Source organism: Globicatella sp. PHS-GS-PNBC-21-1553 (assembly GCF_033564055.1).
In the GTDB taxonomy this organism is placed as follows: domain Bacteria; phylum Bacillota; class Bacilli; order Lactobacillales; family Aerococcaceae; genus Globicatella; species Globicatella sulfidifaciens.
Genome location: NZ_CP085470.1, coordinates 419,360 through 436,038 on the forward strand (window position 1 = coordinate 419,360; position 16,679 = coordinate 436,038).

Genomic DNA, 16,679 nt, shown 5'->3' on the forward strand with positions numbered 1-16,679 from the left:
CCTCCCTCTATCTATTCCGATATTTTTAAAATAATGGTTCCATATGGCGCGATTGAGATAGCGTTCTCAATTGATTTTCCAGAAAGAAGATCAATTCCGGGTAATTTCCAATCAAATTCTATTAGTTTATTTGAATGATTCATGATGAAAATTAAACTGAAATCATCTTTTTCACGACGAACAATTTCAATACTAGATGGTACAAAATCAAATTGTTCAATTGTTAATTCTTCTAAAATACAGGTAATAATTTCATCTAAAAATTCATTGTTAGGTACCGTACCTACATACCAAGTTTTACCCTTTCCAAAATTATTATAAACAAAAACCGGAAAATCTGCGTAAAAATCTTCGGAATAATAAGCTAATGCTTTAGCATTTTGCAGATGAATAATATCACAGACCATCGTTGCTTTTTCATTTTCAGATGGACGATGATCTTTCCAATGAATACTATTGGACATTTCAGGCGCAATTCCATCAAATTCTTCAACCCAAATACCCAATAACTCTTTAAATGCACCAGGATAGCCACCCAATATCACATTATCATTTTCATTGACTAGTCCGCTCATAGTAGTCGTAACAAAGTGTCCACCTTCTGCAACAAATTGTTCAATCTTTTCAACAATATTTCCTTTAACCATATACATAAAGGGAGCTAATATTAATTTATATTTAGATAAATCTTCTTCATAACCAATAATATCGACTGCAATATTTCGTTTATAAAGTTCTTTATAATATTTAAATACTTGGTCTACATAATAGATATCTTTATTGGGACCACTACTGTATTCTAATGCCCAATAACTCTCCCAATCAAATAAAATTGCTACTTTAGCATGAGTCGTTGCATCTAGTAACTCATCTCCGATTCTTTTCAAATCTTCTCCAATTTGAGTAACTTCTTTAAAAACCCGAGTGTTTTCATGACCTTCATGTCCAATTACAGCTCCATGCCATTTTTCATTCCCTCCAATAGACTGTCTTAATTGGAAATAATTTATTGCTTCAGCACCATGAGCAATGGCATGGAAACTTTGCGAGTGCAATTCTCCCGGACGTTTTAATAAATTATAAGGTTGCCAATTTTGTTGACTTGGACTTTGTTCCATTATTAAAAAGTTTTTTCCACTTTTTACACCACGCATTAAGTCGTGGTTAAAAGACACAAATGCCCAGTCTGGGATATAATGTGGATAATTATCCCAAGAAATAATATCCATCTCTTTCGCCCATTCAAAAGCATTTATTCCTTTGAAAGCTCCCATTAAATTAGTAGTAATTGGAGCATTAGAGCCCATTGAGCGTATGATATCACGCTCCATTTTGAAATTATTTAATAAGCTCTCAGACATAAATCGCCGATAATCTACTGAGATACCCGCAAATGCTGTTTGGCGATCATTTACACCATCTCCCAGAAAATTAGGAACAACGATATCTTCAAACGAATGTAATGTATGACCCCAAAAATGAAAGTTCCATGCTTCATTAACTTGTTCAATTGTTTTATATTTATTTTCAACCCATTTTCTAAAGGCTCTTTCACAATTTTCACAATAGCACTCACCATTATATTCATTTGATACATGCCATAAAATAAGGTGCTCTTCTTTTCCGTAACGTTCAGCAATTTGTTTTACTAATTCGCTAGCAAAGCGTTTAAAACTCGGACTATTCGGGCAATGATTGTGGCGATGACTAAAACGATGTTGTCTTCCTTCAAAATCCACTCGATTAACATCCGGAAATTCTCGTGTCATCCAAGCAGGTAAAGCAGCGGTTGAGGTAGCCATAACCATATTAATATTATTTTCTTTTAATAATTTAACTATTTCATCCAATTCAGAAAAGTCATAAGTAGTCTTATTAGGCTGCAGTTTAGCCCAAGAAAAAATATTGATACTTGCAGAATTGATATTTGCTAATTTAAATAAACGCATATCTTCTTCCCAAATTGAAGATGGCCATTGCTCAGGATTATAATCTCCTCCATAAAACAATTTAGATAAACTCATTTTATCCTCCTATATTTCGAATGTCTGACTTCCATTTGTCAATTCAAATGTCTTCACTTTATTTTTGATATGAATCATTAACTTCCCTTCAGCATCACCTGATAAATCAACTTGGAATTTTCCTTCAGTATTGATAGCTATTAGTGTTGCAACTAATTCTGATTCTTGATTATAAATACTAGCCTCACTTGCAATGTTTTCTGAAGGTTCAAACCAATGAGCTGTAAATCCTTTATTAAAATCATACACAGCGTGTGAATTGACATTTCCTTCAATAATAATTGAATTAGGACGTGCTAATAGTGGTAATCCAAAATAGTCGTATTTTTGAGTATACCATTTTCCTCCAAGATATAATTCACCTGTTAAATAATTTGTCCAAGTGCCTCCGTTTGGAACGTAAAACTGTACAATTCCTTCTTCATTAAAGATAGGAGCAACCAACAAATTACTACCTAACATGTATTGTCGATCAAGAGTATGAGTATTTAAATCTTGTTCAAAATCAATAATCATTGCACGCATCATTGGAACACCAGTTTCATGAGTATAATTGGATTCCGCAATTAAATAAGGCATTAAGCTCAATTTTAACTTGGTAAATTTTCGAGTGACTTCAACTGCCTCTTCTCCAAATAACCATGGAACTTTGTATTCCCAACTACCATGATAACGGCTATGAGAGGATAACAAGCCAAATTGGGTCCAGCGTTTATAAATATCTGGTTGGCATCCTGACTCAAATCCTCCAATATCATGACTCCAATAACCAAAGCCACTTAAACCAAAGGATAATCCCGCTCGTAGTGATTCAGCCATTGAGGGATAGTCAGCTGTGTTATCTCCTCCCCAATGTACTGGGAATTTTTGCCCACCAACTGTTGCTGAGCGTGCAAATAATACTGCTTCATTTTTTCCAAGTTTTCGTTCCAATAATTGATATACAACCTCATTATAGATTTGAGTATAATAATTATGCATATAATCGGGGTCTGAACCATCAAAATATACACAATCTGTCGGAATTCTTTCACCGAAATCTGTCTTGAAACTGTCCACACCCATATCAATTAATGCTTCTAATTTGTCAACATACCATTTAGTGGCTTCTGGATTAGTAAAATCCACAATTGCTTGACCAGCTTGCCATTTATCCCATTGCCAAACATCACCATTTTCTCGTTTTAAGAAGTAACCTTTTTCCATTCCTTCATCAAACATAATCGATTTTTGTGCAACATAAGGATTAATCCAAACACATATTTTTAAACCTTTGGCTTTCAATCGACTTAACATTCCTTCAGGATCTGGGAACATTCTAGGATCCCACGTAAAGTTGACCCACTCGAACTCTTTCATCCATAAACAATCAAAGTGAAAAACTTCCAACGGGATGTCTCGTTCAACCATTCCATCGACAAATTGATTGACTGTTTCTTCATCATAATCCGTTAAAAATGAAGTACTTAACCAAAGTCCATAAGACCAAGTAGGAGGTAAACCTGGTTTCCCAACTAAATTAGTATAATTTTTTAGTACATCCTTTATTGTCTGACCGCCTACTACAAAATATTCAAGAGATTCACCTGGATTTGAAAATTGTACTCTTGATACTTTTTCACTTCCGACTTCAAAACTAACTTTATTGGAAGAATTTACAAATATACCATATCGATTATTACTAACATAAAATGGAATATTCTTATATGATTGCTCAGTACCAGTGCCACCATCTGCATTCCACATGTCAACAGTTTGTCCATTTTTTACAAAAGAAGTAAATCTTTCTCCCAATCCGTAAATAGACTCTCCAACACCGATTGTTAGCTGTTCACTAATATGAGGCTTTCCGAAATTATCTATAATATAAGCTTGCCCTCTTGGTTTACTTTCCGTTAATATTCTGCCTTCATATTTAAATACTAAATGAAACTGTTCACCTTTTGCGACTTCAAGTGACATTTTTCCATTGGTAAAAATATAGTGCTCTTCTGTTTCACTTATTTCAACATCAACGGTTTCTGTATTTAATTCGAACTTCGGAAATCGATCGACTACACCTTTATGATGATATGCCTTCACTCCAATAATATTTGGTGCTGGAGCTGAGATTTCAATCGTCATCATTCCACCATCTAAAGAATATCCCTTATGGGATGTATAGCGGAAAGGTGCAAATAGCGTCAACTTTTCCTTTGTCTGTCTTGTTGTGTAAACATGTGCAGGATAACTTACTTCAAATCCTTCTTTTACTAACCAACCACCGTCTGAATATTTCATAATTTTCCTCCTTCATATAAAAGGGATACTTAAAAGTCCCAAAGGTTCTATTAAATATCCCGTTTTATTATTATTTTAATGTTTTGCTATACTACTCTTTTGTTCCCCATAATTCCATACGATCGAGTGTTAATTGAGTCATTTCTTTTTCAGCGTCTTCGATACCAATTGCTATTAATTCTTCAATCATGCCATCCCAAATCGCATCAAATTCTTCCGGTTTTGCTAAAATAGCTTGGGTGACTTTTTGAGTTGTTAAATCATCTGCTTTTTGTTGGATAATAGCTGCATCACTACTTGCAGGAATCACGTATTCATAGGCTCTACCATGTTTTGAAACCCCTAGATCCTCAGTCTTAGGGAAAGTATCAACCCATAATTCAGCATTATAAGCTTCCAAAGCTTCTTTTTCAGCATCAGAATAATTTTCAACAATTAACTCCTTGCTGTCACGGCCAATTGTTTGTCCTGTTGAATCAATATGTCCAGAACCAAGTTGTGGGAACGGCCAAATATAGGCGCCTACCCCTGATTCAATTGAATAGTTTGGATTTGTTTCTGCATTTTTACGATCTTCTTCTAACTGAACTCTTTTACCATCTTTAATTTCATAGTTGATACCCTCAACACCCCAGTTCACAAGAATTTGAGCTTCTTCAGATGCCATCCAATCTAAAAATTCAAATGCTTCTTCTTGATGTTCTGAAGTCGTGGTAATTGAAATCCCCGTTGTACCAGTGTAACCACTGTCTCTAGTACTCATTGAAATTAAATCTTCATTTAACGTTACTGGTAATGGTGCCCAAATACGATTATCTTTTCCATCTTGTCTTAAAACAGCTAATGCTTGATTGTAGTCCCATTCTTGGTCAGCAATCCCTAAAACACGACCAGTCGATAATTTTGAAATATAGGTATCATATGTTTGAGTGAATGATTCTGGGTCTAATAATCCAATATCATTCATATGATTTAACCATTTAAAGTATTCTTTAAACTCTGGCATCATAAATTTATAATGAGTTTCTCCTGTTTCTTCATCAACATACCATTGTCCATCATCTTGAAATCCTGCAGCAAAGCCAGCAGGATTACCAACCGTAATTAACCAACGCCAATCACTACCTAATAAACTTAATCCAATCGTTTCTTGTCCATCAATTTCTGGATATTTTTCTTTGTAGGTTATTAAAGCATTCTCAAAATCTTCTAAAGTTTTAATTTCTGGATAACCTAATTCTTTTAAAACTTCAATTTGTAATTGAACAGTACCACCTGTTTTTAAAATTTGATTTTTTACTCCAGCAGTTCCTAAATGATATATTTGTGGATCTTCTAAACTATTTCTCAAACGATCAATTTGATCGCCATACATCGCCTTAATATTTTCACCTTTCTCTTCAATTAAATCATCAAGAGGTAAAATAGCCCCTGCATCAATCATTTTATTTAAATCACCTTTAGCAAAAATCATATCAGGATAATCTCCAGAGGCAATCATCAAAGGAATTGCTTGTTCATCTCCACCTACAGGATGACTTAATTCTAATTTTACTCCTGTACGTTTGGTAATTTCTTGAGCTACCGGATTAGTAAATGGATCATCAGTCGTTAAATCAGCACTAAAGAAAGTTAAGGTTAACGGTTCTTGAGCTGAAACTTGGCCGATATTTATAAAGCCGCCTAATGATAAAGCTAACGTTCCCAAAGATAATACAGATTTTTTGATAAGTTTTGTTTTCATAAAATTTTCTCCTTTTAACTTTTTACTGCTCCCAATGTTAAACCTGAAACAAAATACTTTTGTAAAAACGGATAAACAACTAAAATTGGAACGGTTGCAACGATTGTAATAGCCATTTTTATTGACTCAGGTGTCGTTCTTACCCCTTGTTGGCCTCCTCTCTGATTTAAACTATTGACATCCTGCGCTGATAACGAATTCGCATTATCCATGATTTTCATCAATTCAAACTGTAAAGTTGTTAAATTTTTGTCTGCTCTTGCGTATAAATAAGTATCAAACCAACTGTTCCATTGCCCAACGGCAACAAAAAGTGCTATGGTAGCTAGTACTGGCATACAGAGCGGTAAAATGATTCTTGTAAACACAACCCAATCTGAAGCACCATCTATTTTTGCTGATTCTTCCAAAGCATCAGGTAAATCTTCAATAAATGAGCGAATAACAATTACATTAAATGCACTGATTAACCCCGGAATAATATAAACCCAAAATGAATTAATTAACCCTAGTTGCTTAATTAATAAATAATAAGGAATCAAACCACCGCTGATATACATTGTTAGAGTAAGTAAAACATTTAATTGTTTTCTAAAAATAAATTTTTTGCGACTAACAACATAAGCTAGAACCGCACAGGAAAAAGTTGAGCAAATAGTTCCTATTACTGTTCTTAATACAGAATTTCTAAAGGCTAACAACAAATTATTGTTAGAACTAAAAACTTCTTTATAGTTTTGTAATGTAAAATCTCGTGGAATAATATGAAGTCCTCCCCGTGCCGTATCTGTCGCATTATTTAACGATATTGCTAACACATTTAAGAACGGATATAAAGTGACTACCACAACTAATAATAAGAAAACTCCTAGTATATAATCCAGCATAGTTGGTCTTTTTAATAAAGGCTTCTTGCTTTTTCTTTGCATCTTTAATCCTCCTACATTAATTGACCTTGACCAGTACGTTTCGCAATATTATTAAAAATAAATATTAACAAGATACTGACCACTGATTTAAAAATTCCTATTGCGGTACCAAATGAGTATCTAAACATGCCGATACCGTAATCTAATGCGTATTTTTCAATTACCAATGCTTCATCAGCTACGATATTATTTCCTAAAAGCATTTGTTTTTCAAAACCGATATTAATCAGATTACCAATACTCATAATTAACAAAACAATAATAATGGGACGAATGGAAGGTAAGGTAATACTTTTCATTTGTTCCCAACGACTGGCACCATCTACTTGAGCCGCCTCATACATCTCCTGATCAATACTAGTCATTGCTGCTAAATAAATAATGGCATTCCATCCTGTTTCTTTCCAAACATCAGATAATGTAACTATTCCCCAAAAATATTTAGGTACCGCCAAAAAATTAATCGGTCTATCAATCAAATGTAAAGACTGAAGTATTTGATTAAAAATTCCACTTGGAGCCAAAGTTTGAGACACAATATTAGCAACAACTACCCATGAAACAAAGTGTGGTAAATAAGAAACTGTCTGCGTAAATTTTTTAAATTTGGTAAAACGAATTTCATTTAATATTAGTGCAAACGAAATAGATGAGATTGTACCGAAAACTAATCCTAGAATTCCCATACCTAAAGTATTTTTTAGAGCTTTATAGAAAAGTGGTTCTTTAAATAAATCAGCAAAATGTTTAAAAGCAACCCAATCTGAACCAAAGAAACCATTTTGTGGTTTATAATTTTGAAAGGCGATGACCCATCCAATCAATGGCGAATACGAAAAGACTAGCAACCAAATGACAAAAGGTAATGCCATTAAAATTAAAACTCTTTGCTCTTTAATATTTTTCCAAGTAATTTTCTTTGATTTGATTGGCTTTTTTTACTTTTTACGATTGGAGTATTACCAACTATTTCCATTTCAATCCCTCCTAATAAGTATATACTTATTTTAATTGTAAACGCTTGCTTATGTAATGAAATTATGTGACTATTTACTAAAAAAATGTGACTTTTATTTATAATAATCAAAATAGCCCTGTTTAACATCCACTATTATATATAGTAGATGTTAAACAGAGCAAAATTACTCCTTGATTTTTACTGTAGTACTAGCTTCATTTGTTCAAATAAAGTGACGAAGCTCTCTTTTTTGGCAACGAATTCCATAATGTCATCTTTTTTTACTACAAACTCTGACTCATTTAAATCATAAAATGAAATATTGCGTTCATGTGTCCGTTTATCTGAACTAAAGACATATTGGATATGAGCTACAGGTTTTGTTGTTTTAATAGAGTTTAACTCACTTTCAGTAGCTACTCTTTGATAATTAAGTAAAGCTAGATATTGATATAATTTACGTGCCGTTTCCTCTTCTATCTCTTTACCATTAATTTCGAAGGTATGATTCGCTTTGATTTGAGTGTCATCTTGATGTAAATTATGGGTTAAATCCCATCGATATTTATTATTCTGGCTCTCAATGGTAATAGTATTGACAGCATCCAGTGGTAAAAGACAAATAAAATTATCTGTATAATTTAATAATGGCAAATTAAAAACATCAATATCTTTATTTTTTACTAAGTAATAGATATTATTTTTTTGATCTAAAAGTTGACTAAATTCATCATTAATAGTTGAAATTAGCCATGAGTACGTATCTTTACCCTTGAAATCTATTTGGATAGTTGACTGATTTATCGTTTGAATAGGTTCTTCTAATTGTACACTATACAAATTTATCAAAGTAGATTTTATCTTTTCCATTATTTTATATTCAACAGATAGAACGGTATCCAAATTCGTATGAACATACCACTGACTGATAAATGGAGCTGTTTCAATTTTGGTATATGGATGTTGCTGATTAAAAGTCAATTGTCCAAAATCATTATGCAAAATAAATTCAGTAATCTCTTCCATACTATTAGAAAGTGGTTCTGTAAAGTAACCAACAAAATTATCTTCGATTATAGGGACAGCATTTAATAGTTTATAAGTTTTATCTCTAAAAATTAAATACGATTGATCTTCATTATGTGCAAATAGTAGAGTGTCTTTTGAATTATTAATGATTAGTTCATATGCTTTTACCAGTTCATCGATATTCAATTCTGATACTTCTTCAATCGTGGTATCTAATAATAGCTCTAAAAATTTTTCAACATTACTTGATAAAACTTTTGCAATAGAGTCAGATTCCCAAACATTTTCATCATTTTTTGTAAAAGTATAAGATAGACTAGGTTCATCCTCAATTATGGTCCATTCAAGAGGTTGACCAAGTCCAAGTTCACCTATTTTCATGGTATTCTTTGCATCTATCATAGTAACATTTAGCATCTGAAAAGTTATTAGTAGTAAGAAAACAATATTTTTAACCCATTTAAACATCTTTCCAACCCCCAAATTTAATTCCAAAATCAAGTATCCTTGGTTTCAATTCTCGCATCATAAAGTACGCAAATAATGCAAATACAAATAACATCATGATACTTGGATAAGCGTAGAAAATAATTGAAAATGATATAAAATATAGTACCACTTTCAAAATTGAAGAAAAATAATTAAACATAAAGACGACTATCGCCTTATACAGATTTTTTAAATCCAAGTGAATCATCGACAACAAACTTAATCCTATTAAACTAAATATAATTGATAATAAAGCCAAAAAACCAAAAATAAAAGCAATGATGATTTGTTTCTTCTCTATAAAATATAAACTATCGATAGCAAAAATACTTGAAATTAGTATTTGCATCAAACCAAATTTTAATGAAATTACAAAATTCTCTCTATAACCTCTTAAATAACTTTTTATAACATTGGTACTACGATCTTCGACAATTTTACTTGCCGTATAAAATAAAGCAGTAGTAGCCATCGGCAGTGGTACTAAACTAAGAATATAAAATATTAGGTTAGAAAAACTTGGTTCAAAATAAATGAAACAAATAAAAAATAACATATTTCCAACTAAAAACAACAGATTTATAAATAGAAAATCCGATAAATATTTAATAATTTTATAAAACTGGCTATCATAGCCACCATTGATAAATTTCATTTTAAATCCTCTACAATCTTAGGTATTTTTAAGGTGACACAGGTATAAACATTTTCAACACTTTCAATCTCTAGGCCATACTGTTCTCCATAATAAAGTTTAATACGTTTATTAACATTAACTAAACCAATATTTTTAGAAGACATATTCATTGAATGTATTTTTTCTTTAATAGCAATTAGTTCACTCACTTCAATTCCAGACCCATTGTCATGAACCTTAATCCAAATCTCATTATTAAATTCCATAATTTTAACTGAAACAGTAACCTTTCGTGATATATTTTCCATACCATGAACTACAGCATTTTCAACTAAAGGTTGGATAATTAGTGGTAAAATAGGCTGTTCATTATTCAAATTATTGGATAACACATATTCAATTCTTTCCTCAAAACGCATTTTTTGAATTTTCATATAATCGTCGACAAATTTTAACTCGTCTTCAATATCAATAATTTTTTTGTGTGGTGTTTCTAAGGCACGTCTCAATAAGCGACTTAAAATTTTTATTGCATTAGCTACTTGACGGTCGTTGTTTAAAACGGCTTGCATTCGAATATTCTCTAGAGCGTTATACAAAAAATGTGGGTTAATTTGACTAGCAAGAAAACTAAACTCAGCTTCTTTTAACATTAATTCTTGATTTTTATTGTCTATTTCATATTTATATCGATCGTATATTAATTTTCTTTGAGATTGCATAGTCATATATAATTTACTATAAATTTCAGCAATTTCATCATTTCCTTCGATTTTACTAGGTATATTAAAATAACCATTTGCAACTTTATCCATATTTTTCTTTAACTTTGTAACTCGTATACCAAAGTTTTTTACAAATAAAATCAATAGCAAATAAGAGAATAAAAAAGAAGTCAAAATGCCCAAATAAGCATAAATTAAATAACGATTAACCTCTTCATTTATCACCTTTTTAGGAATTGTTGCATAGATATAAAGTTTAGAATCAGGATTTTCAACTATTACTTTTTTGGAATAAATATTATTTTCATCTTCAATGGCATCAATTAAGTCTTCTCCATTCGGTGGGTATTTATATTGATCAAACAAGGAATTACTAAATATTACTTGCCCATTTAAAACTAATGCCATAGGGATATCAGACTGATTTAAATTACTAATTAGATTATCAGTAAAAAAACTAATTGCTAATACACCTACTAACTGGCCATCTTCTAAATAGATTGAGCGATTCAAAGTAAGATTTTTATGAGTGCTGGTTTCATCTTTATAGACTGCCCATAATTCCCGCGTTTTTCTCTTAATAGAGTTTCGATACCAAATCGTATCTCTAATTTCCTTTGTAACCGGGATAATGGTATTACCACTTAACGCTGTCTGATTCTCAACATATAGCTTAATTTTCCTGATTTCAGGATAGTATTTTATATATTCCGAAGTAATTGTGTAATTTTTATACTTTTCATAAACTTCAAAATTTGTTTGATAATTGTGTAAAGCTAAATCACTTAACTCAGTGTCATAGTATAACCAATTCGAAAGTTCCGTTCCTTTTTGAGTAAGGTCCGAAATATTTCTCGCAACTTGGGCTGTTACATTATTAATCTCATTTATTTTGTTCTCTATTTGATCGTTTCTAACAAAGATACTTAGAACAAAAATAATTACAAAGATAGGAATAGCAATGATAAAATAAATTAAGTATAGTTTACGTTCTACCGAATTAAGTAATTTATTTATTTTCATAATATCCTCCAGAATAAAAAAACGCTTACTTTTATCCTAACATTTATTTTGCAAAATACAATATATTTTTTCACCCAAACATTTTCTATTGGGTTTCAATTTATCTCATTGTTGTCACAAATTATATTATACTCTTTTTTCTTAAGAATACTGATCATTCTAAAATTTTTACCATAGAAAAAACAACAACATCATTTTTGTATACTAAAAAGCCACCATGTACTCCGATGCCTTCTCAGTCATCAAAATATACATGATAGCTTAACTATATATACATAGCCGCAACCAATTGAATATATATCATACAAGTCATTAAGACGCAGTATGATACCATTCAACCACCGCGCCGATTATTAACGTACAATAACTTCGTTGAATTTATCTAGTTTTGGACCAGCGTCATTCAACAGTCAAATATCTGATACTCTTCTAAACCTTATTTTCTGGCCACTATTGTCTAAATCAAAAATAGAGTGATAGTCACTGGTAAGATGCCCAATGACATTGACTTTGTCATCGGCAGGTAAGTCTTTGCCTAGAATTTGCAATTCTCCTTCATAGCGTCCATATTGGCAATTATCGATTGTGATGCTTCCTTTGTCCCGTTTTTGAGAAATATTATCTGGCTGATAGGTATTGGCAATCAAGTTTTCTCTTAAATCGGATACTCTCAACAGCATTTTCGGTGAATCCAAGCGAATGGTTAGTACTCGGTCATATAACCATGTATAAGATTCTTCAAGGTTCACTGGTAAATCCATCACATCTTGATTGACATAATTATCAATTGCTTCAAGTTGTTGCGTTGATAATGCAAGATCTCCTAGAAATACCGCGTCCGCACCCCATTTAAGGAGTTTGCAATAGGCCAAAACTGGTGGTAAATGACGTGTGACTTCTACTGTTGGTAGTCCTAAAGCAAGCGGTCCACGTTTTGCTGTATCGCCAGCGATAAAGGCTAACACTTCAAAACCATCATTTTTGAAAGTTTGATTGATGGCTACAAACTGTTCGATATCGAGTCCTGTTTCGGGACGAGGATAAAAATTATGCATGACCATTATTTTATGACCTAATTGATCTTTCAAACGTAAAATTTCTTCCCTTTGTTTTTGCTGAGTTGAAGCATTGATAGTTAAATCGATATGCCGTGGTAATGTTGCAAGTTCCTCATAACTAATTCCAAAATCAATTCTTAAGTTATCAATCGGGTATTCTTCAACGAGTTCAGTTAAATTTTTCACGTTTAAAAACTTTAGTGTATGGTGACTGACATCGGCAATGACATAAAATTGTTCGCTTTTCAACCACGCTAGCATTGTTTTAATTTTTGAAGCATAGTCACTGGATACCTCTTCGGGGATATGCAACGAAGTGAATACTCTTCGTTCCTTAATCGCTAATTGGGTTAACCATTGCTTTTGCTCTTCAAAATGGCTAGCGTAGATGGAAAAGCCAAGTGGCTTATACATTCGTTAAGTCCTCTGGTTTAATCATAATACTGGTTACCACAAAGCCACCAATATAAGCGATAACTAAACCGATGAAATAATGAATCATCGTACTTGGAGTCATTAATGGTAAGGCTACTAAACCGGATGGTCCCCACGCAGTCGCTCTAACGCCCATCAACATTGCATACGCACCACCAAATCCTGCACCTAATCCTGCTGTGATGAATGGTTTACCTAATGGTAAAGTAACCCCATAAATTAAGGGTTCACCAATTCCTAAAAATCCTGCTGGTAAGGCACCGGCAATGACTTTTTGTAGTCTTTCATCCTTCGTTTGTCTTGCTTTTAGGTAAATAGCAATGGCTGCTCCTACTTGTCCAGCACCGGCCATCGCTAATACTGGGAATAGTGATACACCACCCATTTGCTCTAATTGAATCGCATAAATTGGAATCAATCCATGGTGCAATCCTAATAATACCATTGGTAAGAATACAGCTGATAAAATATAACCTGATAGTACGCTAATGATTGGGTTATTTGATGCAATAAAGATATTTAAGAATTTAACTAACCAATCAGATAAGAAACCTGACACTGGCATTACTAATAATGCCATAATAATAGCAGTCAATAATAAGCTCACAACAGGTGTCACGATTAAGTCTAATACATCTGGAACCACTTTACGCATTGCTTTTTCAATACGTGATAAGATATAAACACCTAAGATAACCCCAATAATTCCCCCTTTACCGGTCGTTAAGATTGAGTTTAATGGTGTTTCCGCATCATATAAACCAAGCAATGTTGAAAATTCTACGATTGGAGCCGCAATCGACATTGCCCCAACCATTCCACCTAGCGCTTCAGTTGCTCCAAATTGTTTTGCTGAATTAATACCAGTATAGATAGCAAAGTATCCTAGGAAGCTGGTCCCGATTAATGAGAAGATAATTCTAGTACCTTCCCAGAAATCGCCACTTAAAGTGCCTTGGGTAATCAATTGTCCAAGTAAACTACCAAAGCCTTGGAAAATACCGGCTGCAATAATAGCTGGAATTAATGGAATAAAGATATTAGCAATAAGTTCTAATGCTTGTTTTAATTTACTTTTATGTTGTTTTGATTTAACGGATTGTTTGTTTAATTTCCAATCTTCATTGGATTCATCAATATTTAATTCAGGACTTGCTTTAAATTTGTAGGTTTCGATCATTTCATCCGCTACCTTACGTGCTTTCCCTGGTCCTACTACTATTTGTACGGTGTCCGCATCGACAACGCCCATCACTTCATCAATATTTTTTAAGCCTTCAAAATCGATTAAGTCACGATTTTTAGGTGTGATTCTTAAACGCGTCATACAGTTAGTAACGGAGGCAATATTGGATTCGCCACCTATTTTTTCTATTATTTTTCTAATTAATTCAACATTACTTGCCATTTTCATTTCCTCCATTCGTATTGTTTAAACGAATTGCTTCTCTAATATGTCCTTCTGATTTTTCCAACAATGTCGTGGCTGTTTCAAAGTCAACCTCTAATATAATCATTAGAATGGCTGTCTTAACATCACCTTTGCTTTCGGTTAAAGTTTGTTTAGCAACTTCAAGACTAACTCCTGTTGCTTCACAAACAATTTTTTGTGAACGGCGAACCAGTTTTTCATTCGTTGCTTGAACATCTACCATCAAGTTTTGATAAACTTTACCTTGTTTTACCATTGAAACGGTAGATAACATATTTAAAATTAATTTTTGAACCGTTCCTGCTTTTAAACGGGTTGAACCGGTCAAGACTTCTGGTCCTGGTACCGCTTCGATTACGATTTTAGCAACTTTTCCTATTTCACTATCCACGTTACAAGCAATCGACACCGTATGTGCTCCTACCTGATTAGCATAATTCAATCCGCCAATTACATAAGGGGTTCGGCCACTAGCAGCAATCCCTACTACTACATCGTCTGCACTTAAATCGATAGCCGTCAAATCAGCTTTTGCCATTTCTTGACTATCTTCTGCTCCTTCTACCGCAAACATCATGGCCTCTTGACCACCGGCAATTAAGCCTTGAACCATTTCTGGCGATGTCCCAAATGTTGGCACACATTCTGCTGCATCTAACACACCGAGTCGCCCACTGGTTCCAGCACCTATATAAATTAATCGTCCTCCTTTCTTAAATGCTTGATCGATTACGGTAACGGCTTGTTCAATTTGTGGTAGTACTTTTTTAATAGCTAGAGGCACTTTTTGGTCTTCTTCATTCATTATGGTTAATATTTCATGAATGGACATTTCATCCAAATGCATCGTATTTGGATTTCTAGTTTCGGTACTCATTCCCTCAAGATTGATCAAGTGTTTCATCTCCTTTCAAAATTCTCGTCCGTTCAATCATCAAGATGCCCTCATCATAAATATCATGTAAATAACTAGAAAAGATCACATCAATTAAAGTCATTTGAGCAATTCTCGATGACATGGCTGCACTTCTCATTCCTATTTCACTATTAGGAACAAATAAAGGATAAGTAGATAATTGACTTAATCGTGAGTTGCCTTCTTTCGTCATGGTGATAATCGTAGCCCCTAAATTTTTAGCTTCTTGTGCACATTTAATGACTTCATCTGTTTCACCTGAGTAAGAGATCGCAACAGCTAAATCATTAGCATTCATATTCCGTGCCATTAACAGTTGCGTATGCCAATCTTCCGATACGTGAACCATCTTATTAATTCTAGCAAACTTCATCTGAGCGTCTTTTGCGACAATTAACGAAGCGCCGATGCCAAAGAAAACTATTTTATCCGCTTTTTCAATTTCACTCACACATTGGTCGATTAAAGAATCCGAAATTAAAAAAGTTAGTTCTCTTAATATTGATAAGTTATTCAAAATCACACTTTGAATCAACTCACTTGAATTATCATTCAGACTAAAGACATGATTATCTAGTTCAAAGACATTTTCTCGCACCGCTTGTTCATAAAGCAATTCCTTATTAAAAGATTTATACCCGTCATATCCAACCTTTTTGCATAATCGGATAATCGAAGTCGGGGATGAAAAAGTCGCTTCAGCTAATTGATGAATACTCATGTTTCCTACTTTCAATGGATTCTTTAAAACATAGTCGATAATCGACCGCTCTGTTTGACTGGCTGTTGGTCGATAAACTCTCAATTTTGTCAGTGTATTACTCATTCTTACCTCCATTATAAGACGTGTGGAATTTTATTACTATAAAACGCTTCAATCATGGTACATTATACCATAAACTGTATTATTTGGGTAAATGAAAAGGATGGGCAAGAGGGAGTGGGCAAGAAGTAGAAAATCAGTTGATTTTCTACTTCTTGCCCACCCCCGCACAGTTTA

Annotated in this window: 12 protein-coding genes; all 12 read right to left on the minus strand. The window is 33.1% G+C overall.

Annotated elements, in window-relative coordinates; genetic code table 11:
* Positions 1 to 11 precede the first annotated feature (11 nt).
* Entirely contained in the window at positions 12 to 2,024 is a 2,013-nt protein-coding gene (locus tag LB888_RS01990; RefSeq protein WP_318753397.1) for a beta-galactosidase, read from the minus strand.
* 9 nt (positions 2,025 to 2,033) lie between these two features.
* A complete protein-coding gene (gene yicI / locus LB888_RS01995; protein WP_318753398.1) occupies positions 2,034 to 4,304 on the minus strand; it encodes an alpha-xylosidase in 2,271 nt (756 codons plus the stop codon).
* 91 nt (positions 4,305 to 4,395) lie between these two features.
* Positions 4,396 to 6,048: an ABC transporter substrate-binding protein gene (locus LB888_RS02000; RefSeq protein WP_318753399.1), complete on the minus strand. Its 1,653-nt coding sequence runs from the start codon at positions 6,046 to 6,048 to the stop codon at positions 4,396 to 4,398.
* Positions 6,049 to 6,062: 14 nt separating this feature from the next.
* Positions 6,063 to 6,977, minus strand: a complete 915-nt coding sequence (locus tag LB888_RS02005; protein WP_078756280.1) for a carbohydrate ABC transporter permease — start codon at positions 6,975 to 6,977, stop codon at positions 6,063 to 6,065.
* 11 nt (positions 6,978 to 6,988) lie between these two features.
* Positions 6,989 to 7,849 carry an ABC transporter permease gene (locus LB888_RS02010; protein WP_318753400.1) on the minus strand — a complete coding sequence of 287 codons (861 nt, stop codon included), beginning with the start codon at positions 7,847 to 7,849 and terminating at the stop codon, positions 6,989 to 6,991.
* Between the two features lie 284 nt (positions 7,850 to 8,133).
* Positions 8,134 to 9,432 (minus strand): hypothetical protein, encoded by a 1,299-nt coding sequence (locus LB888_RS02015; RefSeq protein ID WP_318753401.1) that lies wholly within the window; start codon positions 9,430 to 9,432, stop codon positions 8,134 to 8,136.
* Complete coding sequence (locus tag LB888_RS02020; RefSeq protein WP_318753402.1) at positions 9,425 to 10,108, minus strand: DUF624 domain-containing protein; 684 nt, start codon at positions 10,106 to 10,108, stop codon at positions 9,425 to 9,427. Before LB888_RS02020 ends, LB888_RS02015 begins: the two co-directional genes overlap by 8 nt.
* A complete protein-coding gene (locus LB888_RS02025) occupies positions 10,105 to 11,838 on the minus strand; it encodes a sensor histidine kinase (RefSeq protein ID WP_318753403.1) in 1,734 nt (577 codons plus the stop codon). Before LB888_RS02025 ends, LB888_RS02020 begins: the two co-directional genes overlap by 4 nt.
* 410 nt (positions 11,839 to 12,248) lie before the next feature.
* Complete coding sequence (locus tag LB888_RS02030) at positions 12,249 to 13,310, minus strand: MupG family TIM beta-alpha barrel fold protein (RefSeq protein WP_318753404.1); 1,062 nt, start codon at positions 13,308 to 13,310, stop codon at positions 12,249 to 12,251.
* On the minus strand, positions 13,303 to 14,739 hold the full coding sequence (locus LB888_RS02035; protein ID WP_318753405.1) for a PTS transporter subunit EIIC: 1,437 nt from the start codon (positions 14,737 to 14,739) through the stop codon (positions 13,303 to 13,305). The genes LB888_RS02030 and LB888_RS02035 overlap by 8 nt, the downstream gene beginning before the upstream one ends.
* Entirely contained in the window at positions 14,729 to 15,655 is a 927-nt protein-coding gene (murQ, locus tag LB888_RS02040) for an N-acetylmuramic acid 6-phosphate etherase (RefSeq protein ID WP_318753944.1), read from the minus strand. The genes LB888_RS02035 and murQ overlap by 11 nt, the downstream gene beginning before the upstream one ends.
* Positions 15,645 to 16,505, minus strand: coding sequence for a MurR/RpiR family transcriptional regulator (locus LB888_RS02045; RefSeq protein WP_318753406.1), 861 nt, complete (start codon positions 16,503 to 16,505; stop codon positions 15,645 to 15,647). Before LB888_RS02045 ends, murQ begins: the two co-directional genes overlap by 11 nt.
* Positions 16,506 to 16,679: the final 174 nt, after the last annotated feature.

Coding starts and splice junctions, on each gene's coding strand:
- LB888_RS02045 (WP_318753406.1), bottom strand. CDS start 16,505: ATGAGTAATACACTGACAAAATTGAGAGTTTATCGACCAACAGCCAGT.
- LB888_RS02020 (WP_318753402.1), bottom strand. CDS start 10,108: ATGAAATTTATCAATGGTGGCTATGATAGCCAGTTTTATAAAATTATT.
- LB888_RS02015 (WP_318753401.1), bottom strand. CDS start 9,432: ATGTTTAAATGGGTTAAAAATATTGTTTTCTTACTACTAATAACTTTT.
- LB888_RS02030 (WP_318753404.1), bottom strand. CDS start 13,310: ATGTATAAGCCACTTGGCTTTTCCATCTACGCTAGCCATTTTGAAGAG.
- LB888_RS02000 (WP_318753399.1), bottom strand. CDS start 6,048: ATGAAAACAAAACTTATCAAAAAATCTGTATTATCTTTGGGAACGTTA.
- LB888_RS02005 (WP_078756280.1), bottom strand. CDS start 6,977: ATGCAAAGAAAAAGCAAGAAGCCTTTATTAAAAAGACCAACTATGCTG.
- LB888_RS02035 (WP_318753405.1), bottom strand. CDS start 14,739: ATGGCAAGTAATGTTGAATTAATTAGAAAAATAATAGAAAAAATAGGT.
- LB888_RS02025 (WP_318753403.1), bottom strand. CDS start 11,838: ATGAAAATAAATAAATTACTTAATTCGGTAGAACGTAAACTATACTTA.
- yicI (WP_318753398.1), bottom strand. CDS start 4,304: ATGAAATATTCAGACGGTGGTTGGTTAGTAAAAGAAGGATTTGAAGTA.
- LB888_RS01990 (WP_318753397.1), bottom strand. CDS start 2,024: ATGAGTTTATCTAAATTGTTTTATGGAGGAGATTATAATCCTGAGCAA.
- LB888_RS02010 (WP_318753400.1), bottom strand. CDS start 7,849: ATGGCATTACCTTTTGTCATTTGGTTGCTAGTCTTTTCGTATTCGCCA.